The organism is Kineosporiaceae bacterium (genome assembly GCA_016713225.1).
In the GTDB taxonomy this organism is placed as follows: Bacteria; Actinomycetota; Actinomycetes; order Actinomycetales; family Kineosporiaceae; genus JADJPO01.
Window position 1 is genome coordinate 224,654 of the sequence record JADJPO010000011.1, and the last position, 23,023, is coordinate 247,676.

Below are 23,023 nucleotides of genomic sequence, written 5' to 3' on the forward strand. Positions count from 1 at the left end.
ATCACCAACGCGGCCACGGCTCCGCAAGGCACAGCGGGATCACGACGCACTGTCCGCCATCAGGTCACCCGCCGACGGGCACCAGGACGGAATCGCCGAGAACGTCCAGGCACAGGCGCGAGAGCGCTACCGGCTCGGCCCGGGACCGATCAGTGGCGACGAACTGACCACCCGGCGCTACCTGCTCACCGATCTGCTCGACGACTTCCGCGGCTGCCAGGACCCCGCCGAGATGGCGTTCATCGCCGGAGGACTGCTGCTTGCGGCCGGCGAGCTGGCCCTGTTCAGCAGCGGTGGGTGGGTCTCGCGCGGGAAGTGGCTCCCGCGCAGGCTCGCCGACCTCGACGCGGGCACCCTCGCGTCGCTGTTGAGGGGGCACAAGGCCGTCATCCTCGAACCTCGGGATAAGGCCGAGCTCGAGCAGGCCGTGCTGGCTGTCCTCCATCGAGCAGGAGGGACGCTGACCGAGGGCTACCGGGTCGCAGGCGAGGACCCCGGCTGACGCCCCCCAACCACGCACGGTCTTCCGTGCAGCTGGCCCCGGGGAGACGTGGGGCTGTGATCGGGAGACGCCCTCGATCGCCGCGGCCTCAGGCAGTGACGTCACCCGCGGGCAGTCAGGGCGGCACCCTGGCGATCAGTCCGCCACCAGCGGCGCAACAACCCGGGGAGCTGTTGACCGCCGAGAGACGGCGCGGCACCGGGCACGGCAGACTGTCACCCGTGGACACCCTGCAAGATCCGACGCTGGGTCTGCTCATCGAGGTTGCCTCCAACTGGACGGCGAGCACGCTCAAGACCGTGATGATGCGCGCGGACGTGTTCCGCTTCGGGTCCACGGACGACAAGGCGAACAAGCAGGAGATCCTCCGCGCACGGCTGCTGGGCGCCCAGCGCGCCGCGCGGGGCGGCGACGCCAGCGCCCATCGCGCCCTGCTGGACTTCGTCCTTCAGTTCCTCACCGGCAGCAGGACCGACCCCGAAGATCCGCCACCATGGTTCGGTGAACTTCGTGAGGCCTTGCTGGGCGACGGCTATGAACTGGCCTGGAAGCACGCCGTTGATGACGTGGTCGATGCCCGGAACGTCTTCTCCCGGCCCCACGAGACGCGGGTCGAGTACGAACTGCGCCCGACAGACGCCGGCCCCGTTCCCCTCGGCCCCGAGATCACCGCTCTCGAGAAGGAGCTTGAGGACCGCGGCTATCGAGTAGCGCTCAATCACTACCACCAAGCGGTGGACAGCTTCAGCCAGCATCGGTACGAGGCGTCCAACAGCCAGCTGCGGGCCATGTTCGAGGACCTTCTCGTGCAACTGGCCGAGGCCCACACGGACTTCTCGAAGCCCTCCGACCAGGGCGGAGGTGGTCAGGCTCTCGGAAAGCTCATCGGCACGCCGAGCCTCGGCCCCAGAGCTGGAGGGAATCTCCTCCAAGGCCTATGGCAGATGTCCCACTCGGACGGCTCTCACCCCGGACAGTCGAATGCCGACGAAACGCGATTCCGGCTGCAGGTGGTCACCGCAGCCGCCCGCCTTCTCCTCCACCGCTTCCCTTCCGTTGCGTGAAGAACGGCCGGACGGCGGTCCAGGCGAGGCGCGCCCGCAGACATGGCCCTCGTGGTCCTGGGCGGCGGTCAGCCGGGGTTGACCGCGCACCAGGCGGCGCAGGCGAGTTGCCAGTCGAGGTGAAGGGCGGGGCGGCGGGGCGTGAACAGGAAGGGGGCGTGGGTGTCGATGGCGATGGCGTGGGCGGTGCGGACGTCGAGTCGGTCGTCGGTCAGGACGTCGTAGGCGGTGACCCGGATCAGGTGACCGGCGATCTGGACCTCGTGGGATTGGGCGCGTGGGTAGGGGCGGTGGTCCCACCTGTTCTCGCGGTAGACCAAGCCGTCGACTGGGACGTCGAAGAGGCGACCGAGCCAGCGACCGAGGTCGCGGGTAAAGGTGACAGCGCCGAACTCCCCGACGGAGGGCACTGCCGGGACCGACAGGACCTGGGCGTCGTCTTCCAGGACGGGGATCCCTCGGGCGAGGACGACGAGGCGGCCCCGGACGGTGACGTGGACCAGGTGAGCGAGCGGCTCGTCGCCGCAGTCGGCCACCCCGGCCGGGTCGGCAGCGACGGGCTCACCGCGCTGGTCCGTCTGGCCGACGAGGATCCCGCAGGCTTCCGGCTGCTGTCCCGCCAGGAGCCGGAGTTCCAGGCGTTCGCGGACCACGTCTCCGCGACGTCGTTCGCCGTCAGCGAGGAGCGGCTGCGCGAGCGGTTCGCCGACCCGGAGCACCGTGCCTGGGCTGCCCGGCTCCTGCCCGCCCTCACCGTCGAGGCGATCACGGCGTGGCTCGACGCCGGCCGGCCGGGATCGGTGGAGTCGGCGGCGGCCACCGTGCAGCAGATGGTCCGCGGCGTGATGGCGGCCATCGCCGGGCGGCGCGACGGCGGGGGAGGTCAGGCCCGGGCGAGGTGATGGCCGGATCCCGGCGGCCCGGCCCGGCCCGCATCCGGCCGCTCCGGATCTCCGCCGCTCCGGATCTCCCGCCACACCCGCGCCACCTCCACGAGCCAGACCCGCTCGGCGGCGAAGCCCTCCGGCCCCGCCGGCTCGTCGGACGGCGCGCCGTCCCCCGGCGCCTGCCCCCGCGAGCGCGCCACGAGGGCCCCGTGCAGCACGACCGCCTCCACGAGCGGGCCGGGCAGGAAGCGTCCCGGGCCGTCCTGCGGCAGGTTCCGGCGCACCGCCGCGACCAGACCCGGGTCGACGTAGGGGCGAAGGGCCAGCTGCGCGTCGCGGATCTCGATCATCCGCCGGTAAAGGCGGTGCTCGGCGTCGTCGGGCCGCCAGCTCCGGGCCGGGGCGAGGACCGGGCCGTGCGCCGGGCCGCGGCCCGGCGCACGCAGGTCCGACCAGAGCGGACCGAGCGCGCGGTACTCCCGCACGTACGACCACCAGGTCCACCCGGCGAACAGGCGCGGCCCCCAGGCAGGCAGCACGACACCGAGGATCAGCGCCGACTCCATGGCCGTGGCCACGGCCTCCGCCAGTCGCTGACCGTCGACCACGCGCGGCCAGGGCAGCCCGGCCTCCACCGCCATGGCGACCGCGCAGTACACCAGCCCGAGCGCGGCGGACACCTCGACGAGCCGCAACCCGCGACGCAGCCACGGCCCCGGCACACCGACGAGCCGGCGCGACAGCCGCAGCAGGTTCAGCTGCGCCGCTGCGAGCGCCACGAGGGTGCAGCCCAGGTCGGCCAGGAGGCGCCCGTCGGTCTCCCGGGACAGCCCGGTGTGGGTCGCCCGCTCCGGCGCCACGGGCCCTGCCAGGAAGAGCGCCGCCACCACGATCGCGACGAGGACGTAGCCGGCCACCACCCGGCGGATCCGGGCGTCCCGGTCGGTCCACGACAGCACGAGCACCTGGATGCAGGCCGCCAGCAGGACCTCCGACAGCCGCAGCGCGAGTCTGCACACGTTCGGGTAGCCGCACGTCCGGTCGATCCACTCGTGGACGTGGGGGCTCGTGACCACGCGCGCCACGAACAGGGCGAGGAACGCGACGAGGAACGCCGCCCGGCCGCAACCCCGGTGTCGCCACCAGCTCCGGCCGGCCCGGACGGCCCCGAGGGCCACCAGGAGGGTGAAGCCGATCCTGACCAGGTCTGCCGACCTCACGGCAGCAGCGTGTGCCGGATCCGGGCGGTCGCGCCCGCCCCCTCGTGGCACAGACCCGGACGCCGGCTGGCCTCCGCGCGCAGGTTCAGCAGCGATGCGACGAGCTCGGCCTCCTGCTCCTCACGATCGGCGTAGTCGTGACGGCGCAGCGAGGACCGCACCGTGGCGGGTCGAGATCGGGAAGCGAGGGATCCAGCACGGCGAGGTCGGCCGGCGGCACGCCGGACGGGCCCGACCGGTGCCCGCACAGCAGGTGCCCGACCTCGTGCAGGATGATGTGCTCCTGGTGCCAGCGCGACGTCCCGGACTCGTAGGCGATGTAGTCCGCCCGGTCGGTGACCAGCCAGACGCCGCTGGGCGCGCGCCCAAGGTCATTCGAGCGTCCGGGCCCGCCTGCGAGCTGTTCCCCGAGGCGGAGAACAGCCGTGAACTTGCCTGGGGTGCCCTGCAAGTGCGTTTCGAGGCATCCACGACCAGAGGGAAGGACTTCAAGCTCGTCGCCTGGTACCTGCGCAAGGGCGCGACGCCCGTCCGCATGGTCTTGCCTCATAACGTCTCGCTCGGCGCTACTCGCGGCGACCAGGTACTCGCTGCCGACCCCCGTGCCCAGTACGTTCCCGACACGACGCTCGCGAGTTCCGTCGTCGACGAGCACAACGTCAGCTCTTGGCTCATTGACGGGTCGTTCGACCTCCCGTACCCCGTGACGAACCCGATCACCTCTGCGGGAATCAACCCGGCGTATTGCGAGTGACCCCGACGAGAGATAGACGGAGCTAGACGCTACCTGACCGGCCGAATTGGACTCAGTAACACGAGTCAGGACAACGGCCTTCACCCTCAGGCTCGCTTACACGGACGATCTCGCCCATGACCACCCAGCCTTCAGCAAGCCGCGCTGTCCACCCCTGTCGGTTGCCAGCTTGATGGGATCGCGACCATGGCAGAACTCAACTCACGCTGGTCCAACCACCGCGGCAGGCGACAACCCCAACACACCACGCAAGGAGGCTATGTATCCCCGTCGGCGGGAACTACTACAGGAGTCGCTAGGAGCGCGAGTATGTCGCTGGTGGGTACCAGGACGCGACGGCCCAACCGAATCAGGCGGACTGGGAAGGCGCCGTCACGAGCAAGTTCGTAGGCCAGCGTCCGTCCGATACCGATGATCTCGGCCGCCGTCTCTAGATCGGTGGTCATGCCGAGTGCTCGGACCTGTTCCGGTGTCCAGACTCCACGACGTTGTCGACGGCGTAGTTCGCCGCTGTCGATCGGCTTAGGCCTGGGCATGGCGGCCGGTCCTGGTGCGCAGGATGAGGATGATCCGGTGGAGTAGGGCTGCGGTTGGGGCGGCGTCCGGTGTCTGATCGTCGGCGACCTGGAGGTCGTGGAGGCAGACGATGTCCTGCAGCAAATTCAGTTCGGCAGCCCTGGCGGCGGTGAGCAGGACGCCGGTCCAGGTGATGCCGAAGGCATGCGCCGGTGTGGGTTCCAGGATGACGGCCACGACGCCTCCAGGTGCGGTGAGCGCTGCCACAGCGGCGAAGACTTCGGGTGCCGAGCTCAGCCAGGACTGTTCCAGTCCCGGACGGGGCCAGCGCAGCGCGACCAGATCCCCAGGCTCGGTGGGCTGGTCGAGTGCGGTAAGGTCCACGGCTCGGTAGCCCAGGTCCGCTTGGGTGGTGGCGGCGCGCAGGGTGGGGTCGTCGTCCAGGTCGATCACGGTCTGCCCCTCGGTGGTGGCCATGCGGAGCAGATTCTGGGCGGCGCGCTCTCCCAGGTTCAGGGCATCGGCCGCGTCACGCCCGGCGCTGGGGTGGCCGGGCTGGTTGGTCGGGTCGAGGTGGGCGGGGTCGTTGTTCGGCATGGGGTTCGGGGTCTGCTGCCGGTCGTCCGTGTTCACACCACCCCACGGCCCGTCCGCCCTGTGATGGCCAGGTCGTCGACCGAGTTGTCGACCCAACCGGCACCAACCAGGTCCATCGACCCGGCTTGGCGCGTTCAGCGATCGGTCGAGGTTGGCCAACCGGTTGGGCTGGCGTGAGGCGATGTGGGACACCCCTGCATCTCGCCGATGCCCCTGCGTCAGGAGCCCAATGTGTCCCCGAGCCGATCACTTCGCGTCTCACCACCCATAGGCTGCGCTTCACCGTGGCCGGCCGGCCCGTTGGACGCTGCTCAAAGAGCCTTCGATCTGCTCACGTGCCCTCCAGCGCCGGTGGCGTTCGACTGCCGCGGTGTTGAGGCGCTGCCGCAGCAGATGGTGCCGCTGGACGAGCTACGCCGCCTGCTGATCCACGACGCCACACCCAGAGCCACGCGGGATGTGGTGTGGCGTGAGGTCGTGACCCGTGCCCGCCGCGATGGCAGCGTGTGGGTGTTGGCGGCCGTCGGGTTGGCGATACCCGGGCTGCGGCGTCGGGCCGGTCGGTTGGCGTTCGGCTGGCACGGCGAGACCGCCGACCTGGACGCCGAGCTGCTGACCGGGTTCCTGGAACGGCTCCACACCATCGACGTCGACGCGGCGAACATCTGTAGTCGGCTGCTCGATGCCGGAGCCCGCGCCGTCCGGCGTGTCCGGACCTGCGCGCAGGACAACGACGCGATCCGGGTCCAGGACGCGTGGGGGCCGCCGCCACCACGGCCATGGGATCACCCCGACTGGGTGCTGACCCGTGCCCTGGCCGCCGCGGTGATCGATCCTGACGAGTGCCTGCTCATCAGTGCGACAAGACTGGACGACGTCCCGCTGAGTGTGGCCGCCGAGCGGCTGGGCATCTCCCTCGACCTCGCCTCTGCCTGGCGTCGCGCGGGTGAGCAACGCCTGGTTGCGGCGCTGCGCGCCGGAGAACTCGATTGGGTTGGCCTGTCCCCCAGTCGCTGACACCCCTCCCGGGCTGGTTGGCCAACGGTTGACCGTGCCCGTTCCGGCGAGACCTTCAGTTGGCCAACGCAGCACCCGTGGGTGAGCGGAACCTGTTCCCTGCCCCGGGACCGACCTGCCCTCCACCAGACCCGGGTCGGGCTTCTGGTTCCGGTGCCACCGCGTGGCGTGAGGACGGAGCCGTGGCCGGTGTCCGTGTTCGCAGCCCGCACCGCCAACCCGCTTGTCCTTCGAAGGGAGGCGCGGGTCTGCCCGAATCCGCCGAATGCCCGCGGTGGCACCCCCGACAGGCACATACAGAACACCTCCGCGAAGGGCAGGTGATCGACGTGCAGCACTGGTCCAGCGCCGTCTCGGCGACGGTGATGGTCGCTGATCTCCCCACGGTGATCAACAATGCGACGGCCTGGGTGGTCGGGATTCTGGCCACTGGCGACGTTCACCTCACCCTGGGCGGCCTGCGGTACATGGCTGCCGAGGGCAATCCTCGGATGTCGAGCGCGCCAAGAGTCGCTGCGCTCGGCGGGGATCGGGTATGCGTTGGCGTTGTTGGCGCCGGTGGTGTTGACGGTGCTGAAGAAGATCCTTGGTGTCTGATGATCGGCTGGATCTTCGATCAGGCCGTGGCATGGCTGTCGGCGTTCGCTCGCGAGAGCCTGAACACCATCTGGCACCTGTTGGCCACCACGCTGTTCCACCTGCCGGACGTCACCGGCCTGCCCCAGATCGCCGCACTGTCCGCGCGGTCGTTGACGGTGGTGAACACCGGCTTCGTGCTGGCCCTCATGGCCGCGGCGATCGTGGTCATGGCCGGCGACAGTCTGCCGGTCCGGTATGGCGTCGCGGATCTGTTGCCGCGGTTGGTGATCGGTCTGGTCGCGGCCAACTTCGCCACCCCGTTGTGCCGGGGCATCATCACCACCGCGAACACGCTGGTGGTGGCGTTGACCGGTGAGGGCATCGCCTCCGAACGCTCTCTGGGGCAACTGTTCCGCGTGGTCACCAGCGCGTTGACCAATCCGGTCTCGGCCCTGCTGACCACCCTGGTCGGTCTGATCATCAACGTCCTGCTGGCGATGTTGCTGGTCGGCTGGATCACCCGGTTCGCGGCCCTGATCGTGGCCGTCGGGATCGCCCCGGTCGCGTTGGCGTGCCACGCCCTGCCGTGGACCGAGGTCATCGCGCAGGCCTGGTGGCGCACCATGACCGGGCTGGCCGCGACCGTCGTCCTGCAGGCCGTGGCCCTGCACACCAGCCTGGCTATCTTCCTGGACCCGGCCGCGAACCTGCCGTCCTACGGTCTGCCCGCCGACCCCAGCGGTCTGCTGAACCTGATCATCGTGGCGGTCCTGTTGTGGGTCACCGTCCGCATCCCCGCGCTGATCCGCCGCCACCTCACCCACGCCAGCACTCGCCCGAACCTGGCCGCGGCCATGGTCCGCCTGGTCGTTGTCCACCAGATCACCCGTGGCCTCGGCCACGCGATGAGCAGAGCTTTCGGACGCCGCAGCGCAGGCGCCGGACCTGCCGCACCCGGACCTGCGTCACCGGGTCCCGGCTCAGCTGGCGCCGGTGGACGCCGCGGCGGTGGTCCCTTGCCAGGTCGTCTGCCCGGGGGTGGCTTGCCGCCACGGCCGCCGGCACCACCTGCTCCTGGGCCGCGCCCATCGGGCCGGCCACCTGGTCCTCTCCCGGGGCGCGGCCCAGCGCCGGCCCCAGCACCTCCGGCTCCCGCGACCCCGCCGCACCCACCGGCACCGTCACCTCCGTCACCGAGCCCGCGGCCCGCTCCGGGCACGCCCCGCACCTCGGGTCCGGCAATCCCTCCACCCACCACGCCGACCCGGACGCCGCCTCGGCGTCCACGTCCCGGGTCGTTACCGCCGCGACCGCTGCCGCCGTCCGTCCGTGGCTCGGCGCTGGCCTGAGAGGAGACCCTGATGAGTCGATCCCTGGCAGCTGATGCGTTGGTGCGGGCTCGGATCCCGGCCGATCTGGACACTCCCGACCGGGTGGTGATGGGCCTGACCGTCCGCCAAGCGGCCATCCTTGCCGCGGCCGCGGTGCCGATCTACCTGACTTGGCACCTGCTCGCCGGCCGTCTCCCGCTGCCCGTGCTCGCCGCCGCGACCGCGCCCCTGGCAGCCGTCGCGACTGCGGTCGCGGTGGGACGTCGCGACGGGATCAGCCTGGACGCCTGGCTGCTGGCAGCCATCACCCACCGCCGCACCCCGCGTCGCCTCGTCCCCGTCGCGCCGACCCGGGACGCCGCGCCCTCCTGGGCACCCGCCCACACCCCCGCCACCACGACGGGCCACCTGGGTGTGCTGCGGCTCCCCGCCTCCGACATCGACGGTGACGGTGTCCTGTCGCTCGGGTCGAGCGCGGTGGCGTTGGTTGCGGCGTCCACGATCACCTCGAACCTCAACACCGGCGCGGAGCAGGCCGCACAAGTCGCCGCCTACGGCCGCTGGTTGAACGCGTTGCCGGGGCCGGTGCAGATCGTCGTCTCGGCCCGCCGGGTCGATCTCGGTGAACGCGCGGTGCGGATCGCCGACGCCTCCCACGCGTTGCCGCACGAAGCGCTCGCGACAGCGGCGGTCGATCATGCCTGGTTCCTGCTCGACCTCGCCGACGCCCACGACCCGCTCGAACGCACCATCACCATCGCCTGCACCGCGACCACCCCCACCCCGACCGGCGACCGCCGAACGTCACCGCGGGTCGCGATCGCCCGCGAGGCCCACCGCCGAGCCGCCGCCACCGCGCAGGCGCTGGCCGACATCGGATCCCGCTGCCGGGTCCTGGACGCCGCCGAGGCCACCGCCGTCCTGACCGCCGCCACCGATCCATTCACCGCCACCGACCCCCGCACTCCCCGGACCCCACCGACGACACCGGTCACCGCACCGGACACGAGCTGGGACGACGACGCCACGACCGACCGCCTCGAGGAGGAGGACCCCTGGTGAACCCAACCACCTGGCGCCGCAAGGCATCCCGCCGGACCACACGCCGTCCCCACGACACCGCTCCCGCCACCACTCCACCCGAACCGCCGCTGGCGTCGGTGGTCGGCCCAGCCTCGGTGGTGACCGCACCGGGTTTCCTGCGGATCGGTGACGGCTATACCGCGACCCTGATCGTGCACGGCTACCCGGCCGAGGTCGGGATGTCCTGGCTCGAGCCGTTGCTGGCGTGGGCGGGCCGGCTGGACGTCGCGATCCACATCGACCCGTTGCCCACCGACCTGGCCGCGGGAAGGCTGCGCCGGCAGCGTGCCCGGTTGGAGTCCTCGCGGCGGATCGGCGCCGACCGGGGACGCCTCGACGACCCGCTGATCGAAGCCGCCGCCGAGGACGCCGCCGACCTGGCCGACCGGCTCGCCCGAGGCCAGGCCCGCCTGTTCCGGGTCGGGCTCTACCTGACCGTGCACGCCCCCACCCGGGCCGCGTTGGCCGACGCCGTCGCCGAGGTCCGGGCCGCCGCGGCCTCGGTCCTGCTCGACACCCACCCGGCGACCTGGCGCCACCTGCCCGGCTGGTGCTCCACCCTGCCGTTGGGTCACGACGGCCTCGGCCACCGCCGCATCATGGACACCGACGCCCTGGCCGCCGCGTTCCCCCTGGCCAGCCCCGACCTGCCCGGAGCCTTACCGGGCGAGGGACCCGCCCTCGGCGGGGTGCTGTTCGGGGTGAACACCACCAGCGGCGGCATCGTCTGGTGGGACCGTTGGACCCAGGACAACCACAACGCCGTCGTCCTGGCCCGCTCCGGCGCCGGCAAGTCCTACCTGGTCAAACTCGACGTCCTGCGCAACCTCTACGACGGCGTCCAGGTCGCGGTCATCGACCCCGAGGACGAGTACGCCCACCTCGCCGACGCCGTCGGCGGCACCCTGGTCCGCCTCGGGGCACCCGGCGCGCGCGTCAACCCATTCGACCTGCCACCCGGTGACCACCGAGGCGACGCGCTCACCCGCCGCGCCCTGTTCCTACACACCCTGATCGGGGTCCTGCTCGGCCAGCAGCCACCCCCGACCGAACGCGCCGCCCTCGACAAAGCCATCACCGCCACCTACACCACTGCGGGCATCACCCACGACCCCACCACCTGGCGCCGCCCCGCCCCCGTCCTGGCCGACCTGGCCGCCGCCCTCACCCGGGACGACGCGAACCCGGACGCCGCCACCCTCGCTGCCCGCCTGACGCCCTGGACCACCGGCGCGTTCAAGGACCTCTTCGCCGGAGCGACCACCGCCCACCCCACCGGCCACCTCGTGGTCTGGTCCACCCGCCACCTACCCGACGAACTCCGGGCCGCCGCGATGCTGCTCGCCCTGGACGCCATCTGGCGCGACGTCGACCTACCCGACCCGCCCGATGCCAACCGGCGCCGTCCCACCCGCACCGAGTTGGCCAACCCGTTGCCCAACCAGCACCACCCGGCACCCAACCAGCCCACCGACGACCACCGTCCCTGTCACGAGCCCGGGACTACGCCCGCTTCGACGACCCACCCCCCGAACCAGTACGCCGACTGGTCGTGGTCGACGAGGCCTGGACGCTGATGCGCGAACCCGACGGCGCCCGGTTCCTGGCCCGCATGGCCAAATCCGCCCGCAAACGCCACGCCGGGCTCACCGTCGTCACCCAGGACGCCGCCGACCTACTCACCTCCGACCTCGGCCAGATCGTCATCGCCAACGCCGCCACCCAGATCCTGCTCCGCCAAGCCCCCCAAGCCATCGACACCATCGCCGACACCTTCGACCTCACCAACGGTGAAGCCCGACTCCTGCTCACCGCACCCCGCGGCGAAGCCCTCCTCATCGCCGGAGACGCCCGCGTCGCCTACCGCGCCACCGCCTCCCCCACCGAACACCACCTGATCACCAACCCACCCCCCAACACCGACCCCGACGACCCACGATGAACCCGCCTCCCCTGCACCAGGTCCCGCTCCCGGCAGTCGAGCTGCTCGCCGTCCTGACCGCCCTCGCCGTCCTGACCACAGCCGGCGGACTGGCGCTGCACCGAAGGGTCCGTCGATGGCGGCACACCCAACTCCTGGACGGCGCGCAGCAGGTGCTGATCACCCCGCCCGCGCAGGTCGACCCGGACGGCGCCCGAGCCTGCTGGACGAACCTGCACGGCCTGCTCACCCGGACGCTGGCGGCGACTGCGCCAGGGCACACCGCACCTGGCCCTCGAATACCGCTGGACCGGACGCCACCTACAGATCCTGATCTGGGTCCCCGGCACCATGCCCGCCGGACCGATCGCCGCCGCCGTGTCCGCCGCCTGGCCCGGCGCCACCACCGTCATCGAACCCGCCACCCACCCGGTTCCGTTGGCGACGAGACCCTGCGACCGAGCCAGCACCGAACCCGAGCCGTCGATCAGCGTGGACGGCGGAGCCCTGGTTCTCGCCCGGCCCGACTGGCACCCCCTGGCCACCGACCACGACACCGACCCCCACCGCGCCCTGCTCGGTGCCACCTCCACCCTGAACGCGACCGAGACGGCCTGCGTCCAGGTACTCGCTCGACCCGCCACGCCCCGCCAACTCGCTCGGCTGCGCGCCGGAGCCGCCGCGCTCAAGGCCGGCCGCTCCACATCGACTGGGCTCCCCGAACGAGTGCTGACCTCCCTGATAGGTGCCTTGACGGCCATGCTCAGCTCTACCCGCACCTCGGCCCCCACCGGCACGCGCCCGGTCGGTGACCCCCACCGCGACCGCGACGCCACCGCTGCCCTGACCAAGACCACCACCGGACCGCACTGGGAAACCGCCATCCGCTACGGCGTCACCCACGCCACGGCCCGCCCGTCCCGGGCGATGCACCTCACGCGGAAGGCCTCTCGGCTGACGTGGCGGCGACGGCTGACCCACCGTGAGCTGGACGCCGCCACCCGGCGTCTGATCACCGTCTGCCACGCGCTCGCGTCAGCGTTCGCCGTCCACACCGCCGGCAACCGCCTGCGCCCCATCCCCGCGGCCCACCCGGACCAGCTCTGGCGAGCCGCCAAAGCGGCGCGGATTCCTGCTCACCACGACGGAACTGGCCGCCTTCGCCGGGCTGCCCACGGACCTGGCCGTGCCTGGGTTGGATCGGGCGCGCGCGAGAACCGTCCCCGCACCGATCACCGTGCCCACCGGTGGCCGGAACACCAAGGTCCTCGGTCGGGCAGCCGTCGGTGGCCACACCGTTGCCCTGCCCGTGGCCGATGCCCGTCACCACCTGCACGTGATCGGCTCCACCGGCGTCGGCAAGTCCACCTTGCTCGCCCAACTCGTCCTCGGCGACATCCGCGCCGGCCGCGGCGTCGTCCTGATCGACCCCAAGGGCGACCTCGCCCTCGACGTCCTGGCCCGCCTACCCGAGGGCATAGGCGACCGGCTCGTCCTGATCGACCCCGACCAGCCTGAGCGCAGCGCCACCTTCAATCCGCTGCAACGCCGCGGCACGGACGACGACCTGGTCGTCGACAACATCGTGTCGATCTTCGCCGCGATCTTCCAACGCCACTGGGGACCCCGCATCGACGACGTCATGCGCGTGGCCTGCCTGACCGTCATGCGCCACCCCCGCCCCACCCTGACCACCGTGCCGCCGCTGCTGAACGGCAAGCAGTTCCGGGCACCGTTCACCGCCGGCCTGGACGACCCCGAAGGACTCAAAGGGTTCTGGGAATGGTTCGAAGCCACCCCACCCGCGCTCCGCGCTCAGATCACCGGACCCGTCCTGGCCCGGCTGCGCTCGTTCCTGCTGCGCGACTTCGTCCGCGCCACCATCGGCCCCCACGAATCCAGCTTCGACATGACCCGCATCCTCGACCACGGCGGCGTCCTCATCGCCCGACTACCCAAAGGCCAACTCGGCGAGGACACCTCACGCCTCCTCGGCTCCCTGGTCTTCGCCTCCGTCTGGCAAGCCGCCACCCACCGTGCCCGCCAACCCGAATCCCGGCGCCGCGACGCCACCGTCGTCATCGACGAAGCCCACAACATCCTCAACCTCGCTGGCTCCGTCAACGACATGCTCGCCGAAGCCCGCGGCTACCGACTCTCCCTGGTGCTCGCCCACCAGCACCTCGCCCAACTCCCCGCGACACCCAACTCGCCATCTCCGCCAACGCCCGCAACAAGATCTACTTCACCTGCTCCCCGAAGACGCCCACCAACTCGCCCGCCACACCACCCCCGAACTTGACGAATACGACCTCACCCACCTCGACGCCTACACCGCCGCTGCAATCCGACGTGGTCGCGGCCGCGAGACCACCGCCTTCACCTTGACGACCAATCCCCTGCGGTGACCGTGAAACCACCTGAGAGCTCGTCAGGGACCAAGGTTCGCCACGCTGCGAATACCTTGGGCACGGCACCGGAAGGCTGGCATCATGTCTGCGCGCTTGGTTCGGTTACCTCCACACCGAGGAAACGGCACCGATGGTGAGTCTCGCCTCGAACGGATCGTCCCAACATTCGCCATGGGCTTACCCCGGGGACTGCACTGGCAGGGGCTGGCCGACTGCCGCGGTGGTCACGACGATGCTGGTCGCGGCATTCAGCTGTGCGCGCCGACTCGCGCTGACGACGCGAGGCGGAATTGCCACCGTCCTCGTGACCCGGTAGAACGAGGTCAAAGGCGGCCCGACTGCGAACGTGCGGTATCTGGCTGGACCGGTGGGCCCCCAGGCACTGCTGGATCGACTGCCGTCGCCACCACCCCAGGTCAACCGGTCGATCGAAGTGCGGTACGACCCGCGGAAACCCGACTCGGTTTCGGCCTCGGGCGTCGGGCTGTTCCGCGGGGGCACGGTGGCCATCGCTGTCGCGTTCGTCATCATCGGCAGCGTGGTGTTGCAGCAGGTGGCGGCCCTGGCGACGACCGCAGGCGGGAGCGACTGCCCGGCTCTGCAGCCACTCTGAGACCAGAGACGTGAGAGGAGTACGACGCCAAGCGACTCAGAACGGATCGATGCTGATCAGGATCGTCCCCGGGCGGTGACTGGTCCGGAAACCACGAGACAGTGACCCTGCGAATGATCCCTTCAGATTGTGCATCCGACGACGAGCACCCGAAGGCGCAAGGAGTCAGGACGTGGACTGGACGAATGTGGTGGCTCTCAGCGGGTCGAGCCTGCACTCCTAGGCGTCGCGATGGGGAGCTACTTCTCCGCTACCACCGAGCGGCGACATCGGTCCTACGGGCCAGATCGGCGCCTGCACGGCATTCTTGGCCGAGTTACGCCGCTGTCTACCTGGCGTACGCGAAAGCCGTGGGAACGCCTGCAGCGCTAGAAGCGCACCACTTGGGCTTCGTTAACTGGGACCCTTCAACGAGCGCTCGAGGTGCTGAACCTCAAGGCTGAAACGCACATCGTGCAGGCCGCCCACGACGCAGACCGGGCGCTTTGGGAGGTAGGCCTACGACCAGCACACGCTCCCCCGAAGACCAGTGGAAGGAAGCTCGCGCGTCCCTTAGGGCTGCCCGCCTCGCCTTTGTCAACGCCGTCGGAGGAACAACTGGGACAACGTGGTGCACCGCTGCGGTCGTTGCGACGGCAGACACAGCGCGACGAGGTCGTCGGCGGTGAGCTTGCGTCGTCCGGACTCGACGTCGCTGACTGAGGACCGGGGCCAGCCAACGCGCTCACCGAGCTCGGCTTGGGTCCATCGGCGGCGTGCGCGTTCGGCCCGCACGTTGGCCGCGATCACGTCTCCAATGGGCGCCATTTCCTCATCATCGACATGATCCCGGCACCCAGCGATAGACCGACAGCATGACGCCGTACATGCGTCGTCGTGCCGAATATTCGACATGATGACGCCGATCCGGTATCGTCGTTCGTGCTGGCCGGGTCGGGGTCGATGGACTCCCTCCCCCGCTCGGCCAGCATGCAGGCGCCCGGTGCGTCGGGAGAGCGTTGAGGGTTCGAACCGAAGCCAGCCGGGGCCACTGCGGTCCCCCTGGGGCCTCAACTCCCACCGCGGGGGCCGCAGTGCGCCTCCATCCCGACGCTGCCATCCATCTCGAGCCTCGGGCCAGACCTCCCCCGAGTCCGCCCCGATCCCCGCCCAACGCTCGCCCCACCGCCGACGCCCTCACCGCGCCGGCCGTTCGGTGCCTTGCCCAGGTAGGAGGCCCCAGCATGCCCAATCCCGAACCCGTCAGCCGACCCCGACAAGCCCCTCAGGGGCCTCCTCCCTGACGGGGGCCACCCGCAGCCCAACGCTGACCATGCCTGCCCGTCCTCACACTCGGACGCCCCCTCGCCGCCGGGATCATCAGGATCTGCTCACCGTCGTCCAGACCCTTCAACCACGCGACCAAGTACTGGCAGCGCTGCTCGTAGAGCACCGTGCACTGACCACCGCGCAGATCGCCGCCGTGCTGTTCGACTCCCTCGCCACAGCCAAGCGACGGCTGTACCGGTTGCGGCAGCTGGGCTGGGTGGACCGGTTCACCCCGATCCGCCCCGGACGGCCCCGCCAGACCCACTGGGTCGCCGGGCTGCTGGCAGCCCGGTTCATGGCCGTCCACCACGCCGCCCCACCGCCCACACCCCGCGCCTGGCGTGACCGGGTGGAGGCCATCGCGGCCAGCTCGCACCGGGACCACTCCGACGGCACCCACGACGTGTTCATCGCGTTGCTCACCCACGCCCGCCGCCACCGGCACACCCGGCTCGCGCGGTGGTGGGGACCAGCCCGCAGCGCCGCCGCCGTCGGGCAGCGCCTGCATCCCGACGGGCACGGCGTCTGGACCGAGCACCACCGCCAGGTCGGATTCTGGCTCGAATACGACACCGGGACCGAACCCCTGCACCGCCTGGTCACCAAACTCGACCCCTACGCGCGGCTACGCCGCGACGGCGGCCCCGACTACCCCGTGCTGTTCCGGCTGCCCAACCCCACCCGCGAGTCCCACCTGCACCACCGCCTGCGCGACCACGCCCGCGACCTGGGCACGACCGTCGCCACCACCCACCCGTCCCTTGCCGAGCAGGACGACGGCCCCGCCGGACCGATCTGGCAACTCACCACCGACCCCCCTGGGACCCGCCGTCGGCTGATCGACCTGCCCAGCGATCCCGGAACACCCGGCCCTTACCATCCCGGCCCACCCACCCCCGACCAGGACCCCCTGCACCTGCTCGACCCAAGCCCGGACGGCGCCAGTTGGGTTGGCACCCAACCCAACTGACCCAACCAGCCCAGACATACCCCCTGGCCCGGTTGGGTCCGAGCCATACGGTCGAGACCTCACATCACCACCACAACGCTCCACACCCCGCACAGGGCACCGGCCGGCGCGGCCCCCGCGTCCGAACCCCGCCCACCCGCCTACCCAGGCCGGTCGGCACGGACCAACCGCACCCACCACGCCCACCCCCAGCGGCCACCGCCGCCCAGCACTCCCGCGCGTTTCCACCGACGCGCATTCCCTTGGCCGGCTCTCGCCGTCCAGCAACCAGTTCGCACACCCGCGCCCGGGTGGGACGCCGTCCCACGCCGGCGCATCCGCATGCCCGCACCACCCACACCATGAAGGAGAACCGATCATGACCACACCCACCTGGCCGCCCGCGCCCGACGCCGCGTTCGAGACGGTCCAACTACGCAGCGAGGCCGACCTGCTGACCGCAGTCCCATTCCTGCTGGGCTTCCACCCCGACCCCGGCAGCATCGTCGTCATCGCCCTGCACCAGACCGGGATCGCCGTCACCATCCGCATGGACCTGCCCGCGCCCGGGTCCAACCCCGACGACGGCTGGACCAAACTGCTCGGCCCCCTGCTCGAAGTCGAGGCCCAAGCCCTGGCCGTCATCGGCTACGTGAGCCCCGACGACCTCGGATTCCTGCTCGCCCTGGCCGCCACCGCCCCGCTACCCGTCTTCAGCCTGCTGCGCGTGGAGGGCGACCGCTGGTGGTCCCTCGACCACCCCGAATCCCTCGACGGCCCAGGCCAACCCACCACCCCGACACCACCATGGCCGCCGAACGCCTTACCACCATCGGAGCCCCCGCCACCTCCCGCGCCGACCTCGCCGCCTGCCTACAACCCGGCCCCCGACCCCTGCTGGACGACGTCGCCCAGCACCTACCCATCGACCCGAAACCCGGCCCCGCCGACCTACGCCGAGCCCTCCAACAGGCTCACCACCAAGCCGCCGACGGCCCCCAAGCCCTGGCACCCGACCAGGCCGCATTGCTGCTGCAGGCCTTGCGGCACACCGCCGTCCGGGACACCTGCGTCGGCTGGCGCGACGACGCCGCGATGTGGCTGTGGACCGATCTGCTGCACAACGCCCCACCCGGCTGGATCGCCCCACCCGCCGCGATGCTCGCCGTCACCGCCTACCAACGCGGCAACGCCGTCCTGGCCACCCTGGCCGCCGAACACGCCCTGACCGACAGCCCCGGCTACGGCCTGGCCTGCATGGTCCTGGCCATGACCCACGCCGTCATCCCCCCGGACAAGTTCCGCGACGCCATCGACCACGCCGTCCAAGAAGTCACCCGCCAACACCCCGACCTGGCCCAGGACCCCACCACCGCCGACCACCCCCGGCACGACCACGACGAAGGTGACACCGATGAATGCCCGCCCCACGACCCCGCCCGCCGTCACGATCACCCCGGACGGCGCCATCTCGATCAGCACCGCCGCCTGGATCGCCCACCGCAGCCGCGGGATCCACACCGCCCTCACCGAAGACCTCCACCGGTGGGGACGACGCCCCACCCGCTGCCGCCTCACCCGCCGCCCGAACCGGCCATCGCGCCGCCCGAACCACTGGCCGGACCTGGCCCAGGCCTGGTGCCTAGCCCGCCGTCACCGCATCCGCCGCCCCGGCCTGATCGTCCACGCCCACACCCGCCTCGACACCCGACTGTGGGTCCTGCCCGCCGCCCCCGCCGACGGACGCGACATCGCCGTCATCGGCCACGCCCATCGGCCGCCCACCGTGCACGCCGACGGCTGCCCCGACCCCTGGACCTGGCACGACGCCGACAGCGTCCGGATCACCTGCCCCACCGGACACGCCTGGACCTGGTCCACCGGACGCGAACTGCTCACCAGCGCGGGACTGGCCACCACCGTCAGCGCCGTGTTCGGCCCCGACCTCGACGCCCCGTTCACCCCCTGCCCCACCTGCCGAGACACCAGCACCGATCAGGCCGCCTGCCGCTGCGACCACGACCCGTGGATCACCTGCCCGATCTGCGGACACCCCTGCACCCTCACCCTGCCCGACACCTGACCCACCACCCGACGACACACCCGCCGGCCCACCACCCCACCCCGGGGACGACGTGGCGCCGGCTTCTGCATGCCCCCGCAGCATCCCGAATTCACCCGCTACCCACCCCGGGAAGCGGCCACATCCCCACCGAGAGAAGGAACACACCGTGAGTCACGAACTGGGAACCATCAACGGCCGAACTGCTTTCGTCACCGCCCGCGTGCCGGCCTGGCACCAGCTCGGCACCATCACCACCGACGCCATGACCGCCCATGACGTGATCACCACCGCACTGCTGGCCAACTGGAACGTCCGCAAGATCCCCGTCACCGGCCACGAGACCACCGGCACCACGGCGACAGGGATCAGCGACCACACCATCGCCGCCCCCGACAAGGCGATGACCGTGCGGACCAACCCCGTCACCGGCACCACCGACTACCTCGGCATCGTCGGCCGCGACTACGTCCCCGTCCAGAACGAAGCCTGCGCCGAACTACTCGACCTACTCATCGACGCCTCCGGCGCCCACTTCGAAACCGCCGGCTCCCTGCGCGGCGGACGACGCATCTTCATCACCATGCGCCTACCCGACCGCGTCACCATCGCCGGCATCGACGACCTCGACCTCTACCTGGCCGTCTCCACCAGCCACGACGGATCCATGGCCCTGCGCGTGGACGCCACCCCCGTCCGCGTCGTCTGCGCCAACACCCAACGCCTCTCCCTCAAGCGGACCGTCGGTCACTACACCTTCCGCCACACCACCAACATCAAGACCAAGATCGCCCAAGCCCGGCAAGCCATCGGCATCAGCTACGACTACACCGACGCCTTCACGGCCGAAGCCGAACGCATGCTGAACACCACCCTGGCCGAGCAGAACTTCCGCGCCGTCTGCGAACAGATCTGGCCCACCCCACCCACCGACGCGCCAACACGAACCCGGACCAACCACCGCCGGCGCGCCGACACCCTGGACTACCTGTTCACCGACGCACCCACCCAAGCCAACATCCGCGGAACCGCCTGGGCCGGCTGGCAAGCCATCACCGAGTACCTCGACTTCTACGCCCCCGCCCCCAACCAGACCCGACGCGCCGAACGCACCCTCACCTCGGCCACCACCGCCGTCGTCAAACAGAAGGCGCACGACCTGCTGACCGCCGGCCGCTGACCCAGCTGCACCACCCCATCGGCACATCCCCGCGCGGGACAGACCCCCCGAGTGACATGCCGTCGGCACCACCGAGAAACATCACGCGGCGGGGCCGACAGGCCCCACCGCGGCCACCCACCCGGACGCCGCCGCGCACCTTCGCGCCCCCGCGGCGCTCTCCCGCGCTCGTAGCCGGTCACACGCGACCGGCCCTTTCTGCGTTTGGAGCCACTCCACGAACCGCGCCCTCACCGCTGCCCTCGCAGCCATCCTGGTCCCCCTGCTCAGCTTCGCCCTCGGAACCGGAATGCTCATCAGCGGCACCGCAACCGCCTGCCCCACCCTCACCGGCACGACGCCAACCCGGACGACGCCCAGCCTTGCCATCCCGGCGCACACCGCCATCAGCCCCACCCCCGACGGCGAACGCAGTCCGGCCGCCGGTCCCGGCACCGAGGCGATGCCCATCGAGCTCCGACGGCTCGCGGCCAACCCCGACTGCCTCACGGGAGCGGGCGACGGACTACCCGACGTCACCGCAGCACCTGTGGCGTCAAACCAGGTGTTGCCCCCCGACACGCCATCCACCATCCAGGTCGCGATCGCCTGGGCACGCGCCCAACTCGGGACGCCCTACTCCTACGGCGGAGACTGCACCGCCCCCCACTCCGGGAACCCCGCCCACCAATGCGACTGCTCCAGCCTCGTCCAACAGGCCTACGCCCACGCCGGTATCGGGATCCCCCGTACCACCTACCAACAAGTCAACGCCGGCGCACCGGTCACCGATCTCATCAATCTCCGCCCCGGCGACCTCATCTTCATCCCCGGAGCACATGGCACCCGAACCCGACCCGGACACGTCGGCCTCTACCTCGGAACCGCATTCATCATCGAAGCCCCCCACACCGGCGCGGTCGTTCGGATCACACCACTACGGAAATGGGGAAGCAGGTCACAGCGCGCCGGCTTGTCGCAAGCTTGTAGAGGGGTTAGCGCAATCGGGAACACCGGCGCGCCTGTCTCACGGGATTCCTCACCCTCAACGCGACAGCTGCGGGCGTGTGCACGACCGGACACGACGCCGGGGAACATTGCATTATCTGCCCGGGCAGATGCATTCATGACGACCAGTTGGGCGTTGAACTCGATTGGGCAGAGATTGAGAATAGACTCATGCATCCTCGTGCGGATGCCGCAGGTTCTCGGGCAGGGGGAGTTCGTACTTCTCGGCGAGGCGGAGTGTCTGGGCGTACAGCCGGGCCTGATGCACAACATCTCCGAGGATGTACGCGTTGGTACCAGCCCCGACAACGACCGCAATAACAGGGATCCCCTTCGCAACCTTGCCGATCGGAACAGCCTTGCCGTGGGCAGCCTGTTGCATCAGATTGTCGACCGCAGCCAGGATTCTGTGATCGTGGAGCAGCCTCTCGCTGCGACGCACCCGTTTCTTGGCCGCATTGAAGGCAGCGTTGGCTTGGTGGACGGCCCGCGCCTTTGGAGCCTGATTGAGATAAGCGCGACGAGCCATACGATCGACGGCATGCCTCACCGCCTCGTCCTTCACGTCAAACCCGTACGAGTAGGCAACCCTCGTCGCAAGGGCGGTGCTGAGAACGTGCATGACCACCATGTCGGCCCCGACAGCCGCGACGCCTCCCGCAACCGGCACCATCGCCAGCGCGCCCATCGCGCCGCCCTGAATCGCTCCGCTCGTCCTCCATTTCAGCGCCATGGTCCGCGTGAAGTCGTCGAGTTGTTCCAGATCCAGATCCCTGAGATCCGCGAGTTGCGCGACGTCCCGTCCCGCTGCCCGATGGTGCTCCAATACCTTCTCGAAATCCGTCAGTTCGGTGGTCCAGTCGGTCACGAGGTCAAGTAGGTGGACCGCTGCCTCAACCGCAGGAACCAAGGTCGCGTCGACCGCTCGCTCAAGCCCTTCCTTAACAGGTGTAGGCGTCACGGCCGAGACAGCCTCACCCGCCTTCCGCGCAGCAGCCCTGACTTGCCTCCCCGCTCCACCAAGCGCCGATCGGGCCTTCGGGGGAAGGGCCTGGCGGCGCTGAGCCTTCGTCGCCCAGTGCTCCTGTAGCTCTCCCCACCGCCGCTCCTCGTACGACGACATCAACGGGGCCTTCTCGCAACCTTCGGTCACGCATACCACCCCTCCGACCAGCAAGACCCACCGGGACTGAACCAGGGGACGACGATCACGACGAAGTCCGTTTCTCTTTGTCACATCGGTCGCTTTCGGCTCCGTCTGAACCACAGAAGCCGTCTCACCCGCGGATACGCCCAGGCCGTCATCACTATGTGTAACCAACGTTGCGCGAGTGAACGATCTTCGGAGGGCGGTACCGTGCGCCCCGCACGGACAGCGGCACGTCCGGAAGTCTGCACCCGGGGCACAAGGCGGGGCCATGGGTAGCTAGCATTGCCACCAGGTCGACCTTGGGGGTGCAGATGGACGCCGCGGTTGCCGCTCAGGTCATCACTGCAGTATCGACGTTAACGGGTGTTGTACTGACTCTCGGGGCGACGTCGTATCTGGAGCGGCGTCGAGCTGAGGACAACCGAGAGCTTGAGCAAGCCCGGCTCGCGTCGGAGCACACTACATGGCTCCGGGACCAAAGACTCAAGGCATATCAGGAGCTTTCGCGTGCGGGCGAGGACGGTGTCCAATTCGTACGCCAGACACTGCGGTCGGGACTATCGACTGATTCTTCCAAAGCCCTCGAGGAGGAATGGCGTGACTACTACATCACCATCCGCAAGGCATACAACAAGGTCATTCTCATAGGTACCCAACAGGTCCGCGCCGCAGCGGAGGCGCTCATGGAGGCGGCGCAGCACCGCACACGCGGTGTCATTGATCGCATGCAAATGGATGACTTGGCGGGGATCGACGATGACATCCGAACCCTTGGGCGTGATCTCGGCCGGCTCGGGGACGCTTTCCTTGATGCTTGCCGGTCCGACCTCCAGCACCCTGCATACAACTGATGCCTCTCTTCAATGGATCAAGCACCGGCAGCCGCCCAACT

The 23,023-nt window shown here is 70.2% G+C and carries 22 protein-coding genes and 2 pseudogenes; 17 read left to right on the plus strand and 7 right to left on the minus strand.

What is annotated here, in order from left to right; genetic code table 11:
- Positions 1-232: 232 nt before the first annotated feature.
- Positions 233-502 (plus strand): hypothetical protein, encoded by a 270-nt coding sequence (locus IPK24_23740; GenBank protein ID MBK8078475.1) that lies wholly within the window; start codon positions 233-235, stop codon positions 500-502.
- Between the two features lie 221 nt (positions 503-723).
- Positions 724-1,566 (plus strand): hypothetical protein, encoded by an 843-nt coding sequence (locus IPK24_23745; GenBank protein MBK8078476.1) that lies wholly within the window; start codon positions 724-726, stop codon positions 1,564-1,566.
- A 68-nt stretch (positions 1,567-1,634) separates the two neighbouring features.
- Here the strand turns inward: IPK24_23745 and IPK24_23750 are convergent, their stop codons facing one another.
- Positions 1,635-2,102 carry a hypothetical protein gene (locus tag IPK24_23750; GenBank protein ID MBK8078477.1) on the minus strand — a complete coding sequence of 156 codons (468 nt, stop codon included), beginning with the start codon at positions 2,100-2,102 and terminating at the stop codon, positions 1,635-1,637.
- Here IPK24_23750 and IPK24_23755 point away from each other — a divergent pair.
- Entirely contained in the window at positions 2,070-2,468 is a 399-nt protein-coding gene (locus IPK24_23755) for a hypothetical protein (GenBank protein MBK8078478.1), read from the plus strand. The genes IPK24_23750 and IPK24_23755 overlap by 33 nt on opposite strands.
- Here IPK24_23755 and IPK24_23760 read toward each other — a convergent pair.
- Together IPK24_23760 and IPK24_23765 are read right to left on the minus strand one after the other, a co-directional pair.
- The gene (locus IPK24_23760; GenBank protein MBK8078479.1) at positions 2,450-3,673 is read right to left on the minus strand and encodes a hypothetical protein; all 1,224 of its coding nucleotides are present in this window, start codon (positions 3,671-3,673) and stop codon (positions 2,450-2,452) included. The genes IPK24_23755 and IPK24_23760 overlap by 19 nt on opposite strands.
- Positions 3,670-3,834 carry a hypothetical protein gene (locus IPK24_23765; GenBank protein MBK8078480.1) on the minus strand — a complete coding sequence of 55 codons (165 nt, stop codon included), beginning with the start codon at positions 3,832-3,834 and terminating at the stop codon, positions 3,670-3,672. Before IPK24_23765 ends, IPK24_23760 begins: the two co-directional genes overlap by 4 nt.
- A 77-nt stretch (positions 3,835-3,911) precedes the next feature.
- Here IPK24_23765 and IPK24_23770 point away from each other — a divergent pair, with 77 nt between their 5' ends.
- Complete coding sequence (locus IPK24_23770) at positions 3,912-4,427, plus strand: hypothetical protein (protein MBK8078481.1); 516 nt, start codon at positions 3,912-3,914, stop codon at positions 4,425-4,427.
- Between the two features lie 257 nt (positions 4,428-4,684).
- On the opposite strand, the gene IPK24_23775 is transcribed toward IPK24_23770, so the two are convergent.
- Together IPK24_23775 and IPK24_23780 are read right to left on the minus strand one after the other, a co-directional pair.
- Positions 4,685-4,963, minus strand: coding sequence for a helix-turn-helix domain-containing protein (locus IPK24_23775; GenBank protein ID MBK8078482.1), 279 nt, complete (start codon positions 4,961-4,963; stop codon positions 4,685-4,687).
- Positions 4,950-5,576 carry a hypothetical protein gene (locus tag IPK24_23780; GenBank protein ID MBK8078483.1) on the minus strand — a complete coding sequence of 209 codons (627 nt, stop codon included), beginning with the start codon at positions 5,574-5,576 and terminating at the stop codon, positions 4,950-4,952. The genes IPK24_23775 and IPK24_23780 overlap by 14 nt, the downstream gene beginning before the upstream one ends.
- A gap of 315 nt (positions 5,577-5,891) precedes the next feature.
- On the opposite strand from IPK24_23780, the gene IPK24_23785 reads away from it, so the two are divergent.
- The 7 genes and pseudogenes from IPK24_23785 to IPK24_23815 all read left to right on the plus strand — a co-directional run bounded on the left by IPK24_23785 (position 5,892) and on the right by IPK24_23815 (position 14,495).
- Positions 5,892-6,557: a hypothetical protein gene (locus tag IPK24_23785; protein ID MBK8078484.1), complete on the plus strand. Its 666-nt coding sequence runs from the start codon at positions 5,892-5,894 to the stop codon at positions 6,555-6,557.
- A 329-nt stretch (positions 6,558-6,886) separates the two neighbouring features.
- Positions 6,887-8,485, plus strand: coding sequence for a hypothetical protein (locus IPK24_23790; GenBank protein ID MBK8078485.1), 1,599 nt, complete (start codon positions 6,887-6,889; stop codon positions 8,483-8,485).
- A gap of 12 nt (positions 8,486-8,497) precedes the next feature.
- Positions 8,498-9,529 carry a PrgI family protein gene (locus tag IPK24_23795; GenBank protein ID MBK8078486.1) on the plus strand — a complete coding sequence of 344 codons (1,032 nt, stop codon included), beginning with the start codon at positions 8,498-8,500 and terminating at the stop codon, positions 9,527-9,529.
- A gap of 89 nt (positions 9,530-9,618) precedes the next feature.
- Positions 9,619-11,127 carry a DUF87 domain-containing protein gene (locus tag IPK24_23800; GenBank protein MBK8078487.1) on the plus strand — a complete coding sequence of 503 codons (1,509 nt, stop codon included), beginning with the start codon at positions 9,619-9,621 and terminating at the stop codon, positions 11,125-11,127.
- On the plus strand, positions 11,103-11,492 hold the full coding sequence (locus IPK24_23805) for a hypothetical protein (protein MBK8078488.1): 390 nt from the start codon (positions 11,103-11,105) through the stop codon (positions 11,490-11,492). The genes IPK24_23800 and IPK24_23805 overlap by 25 nt, the downstream gene beginning before the upstream one ends.
- A 330-nt stretch (positions 11,493-11,822) precedes the next feature.
- A pseudogene (locus tag IPK24_23810) lies at positions 11,823-13,879 on the plus strand (type IV secretion system DNA-binding domain-containing protein).
- Between the two features lie 349 nt (positions 13,880-14,228).
- The gene (locus IPK24_23815) at positions 14,229-14,495 is read left to right on the plus strand and encodes a hypothetical protein (GenBank protein ID MBK8078489.1); all 267 of its coding nucleotides are present in this window, start codon (positions 14,229-14,231) and stop codon (positions 14,493-14,495) included.
- 576 nt (positions 14,496-15,071) lie between these two features.
- Here IPK24_23815 and IPK24_23820 read toward each other — a convergent pair.
- Positions 15,072-15,302 carry a helix-turn-helix transcriptional regulator gene (locus tag IPK24_23820; GenBank protein MBK8078490.1) on the minus strand — a complete coding sequence of 77 codons (231 nt, stop codon included), beginning with the start codon at positions 15,300-15,302 and terminating at the stop codon, positions 15,072-15,074.
- A gap of 505 nt (positions 15,303-15,807) precedes the next feature.
- Between IPK24_23820 and IPK24_23825 the strand changes: the two genes are divergently transcribed.
- From IPK24_23825 to IPK24_23845, 5 genes and pseudogenes are all read left to right on the plus strand, one after another.
- The gene (locus tag IPK24_23825) at positions 15,808-16,773 is read left to right on the plus strand and encodes a replication-relaxation family protein (GenBank protein MBK8078491.1); all 966 of its coding nucleotides are present in this window, start codon (positions 15,808-15,810) and stop codon (positions 16,771-16,773) included.
- A gap of 358 nt (positions 16,774-17,131) precedes the next feature.
- Positions 17,132-17,980: a DUF4192 family protein gene (locus tag IPK24_23830; protein ID MBK8078492.1), complete on the plus strand. Its 849-nt coding sequence runs from the start codon at positions 17,132-17,134 to the stop codon at positions 17,978-17,980.
- A 186-nt stretch (positions 17,981-18,166) separates the two neighbouring features.
- Positions 18,167-18,835 (plus strand): hypothetical protein, encoded by a 669-nt coding sequence (locus IPK24_23835; protein MBK8078493.1) that lies wholly within the window; start codon positions 18,167-18,169, stop codon positions 18,833-18,835.
- A 148-nt stretch (positions 18,836-18,983) separates the two neighbouring features.
- Positions 18,984-19,994, plus strand: a complete 1,011-nt coding sequence (locus tag IPK24_23840) for a DUF945 domain-containing protein (GenBank protein ID MBK8078494.1) — start codon at positions 18,984-18,986, stop codon at positions 19,992-19,994.
- Between the two features lie 442 nt (positions 19,995-20,436).
- Positions 20,437-20,913, plus strand: a pseudogene (locus IPK24_23845) (C40 family peptidase).
- Positions 20,914-21,150: 237 nt separating this feature from the next.
- Here IPK24_23845 and IPK24_23850 read toward each other — a convergent pair.
- Positions 21,151-22,104, minus strand: coding sequence for an EcsC family protein (locus tag IPK24_23850; GenBank protein ID MBK8078495.1), 954 nt, complete (start codon positions 22,102-22,104; stop codon positions 21,151-21,153).
- A gap of 338 nt (positions 22,105-22,442) precedes the next feature.
- Here IPK24_23850 and IPK24_23855 point away from each other — a divergent pair, with 338 nt between their 5' ends.
- Complete coding sequence (locus IPK24_23855) at positions 22,443-22,982, plus strand: hypothetical protein (GenBank protein MBK8078496.1); 540 nt, start codon at positions 22,443-22,445, stop codon at positions 22,980-22,982.
- The last annotated feature ends 41 nt before the right edge of the window (positions 22,983-23,023 follow it).

Coding starts and splice junctions, on each gene's coding strand:
- IPK24_23740 (MBK8078475.1), top strand. CDS start 233: ATGGCGTTCATCGCCGGAGGACTGCTGCTTGCGGCCGGCGAGCTGGCC.
- IPK24_23775 (MBK8078482.1), bottom strand. CDS start 4,963: ATGCCCAGGCCTAAGCCGATCGACAGCGGCGAACTACGCCGTCGACAA.
- IPK24_23795 (MBK8078486.1), top strand. CDS start 8,498: ATGAGTCGATCCCTGGCAGCTGATGCGTTGGTGCGGGCTCGGATCCCG.
- IPK24_23820 (MBK8078490.1), bottom strand. CDS start 15,302: ATGGCGCCCATTGGAGACGTGATCGCGGCCAACGTGCGGGCCGAACGC.
- IPK24_23825 (MBK8078491.1), top strand. CDS start 15,808: ATGCCTGCCCGTCCTCACACTCGGACGCCCCCTCGCCGCCGGGATCAT.
- IPK24_23830 (MBK8078492.1), top strand. CDS start 17,132: ATGACCACACCCACCTGGCCGCCCGCGCCCGACGCCGCGTTCGAGACG.
- IPK24_23835 (MBK8078493.1), top strand. CDS start 18,167: ATGAATGCCCGCCCCACGACCCCGCCCGCCGTCACGATCACCCCGGAC.
- IPK24_23850 (MBK8078495.1), bottom strand. CDS start 22,104: ATGTCGTCGTACGAGGAGCGGCGGTGGGGAGAGCTACAGGAGCACTGG.
- IPK24_23855 (MBK8078496.1), top strand. CDS start 22,443: ATGGACGCCGCGGTTGCCGCTCAGGTCATCACTGCAGTATCGACGTTA.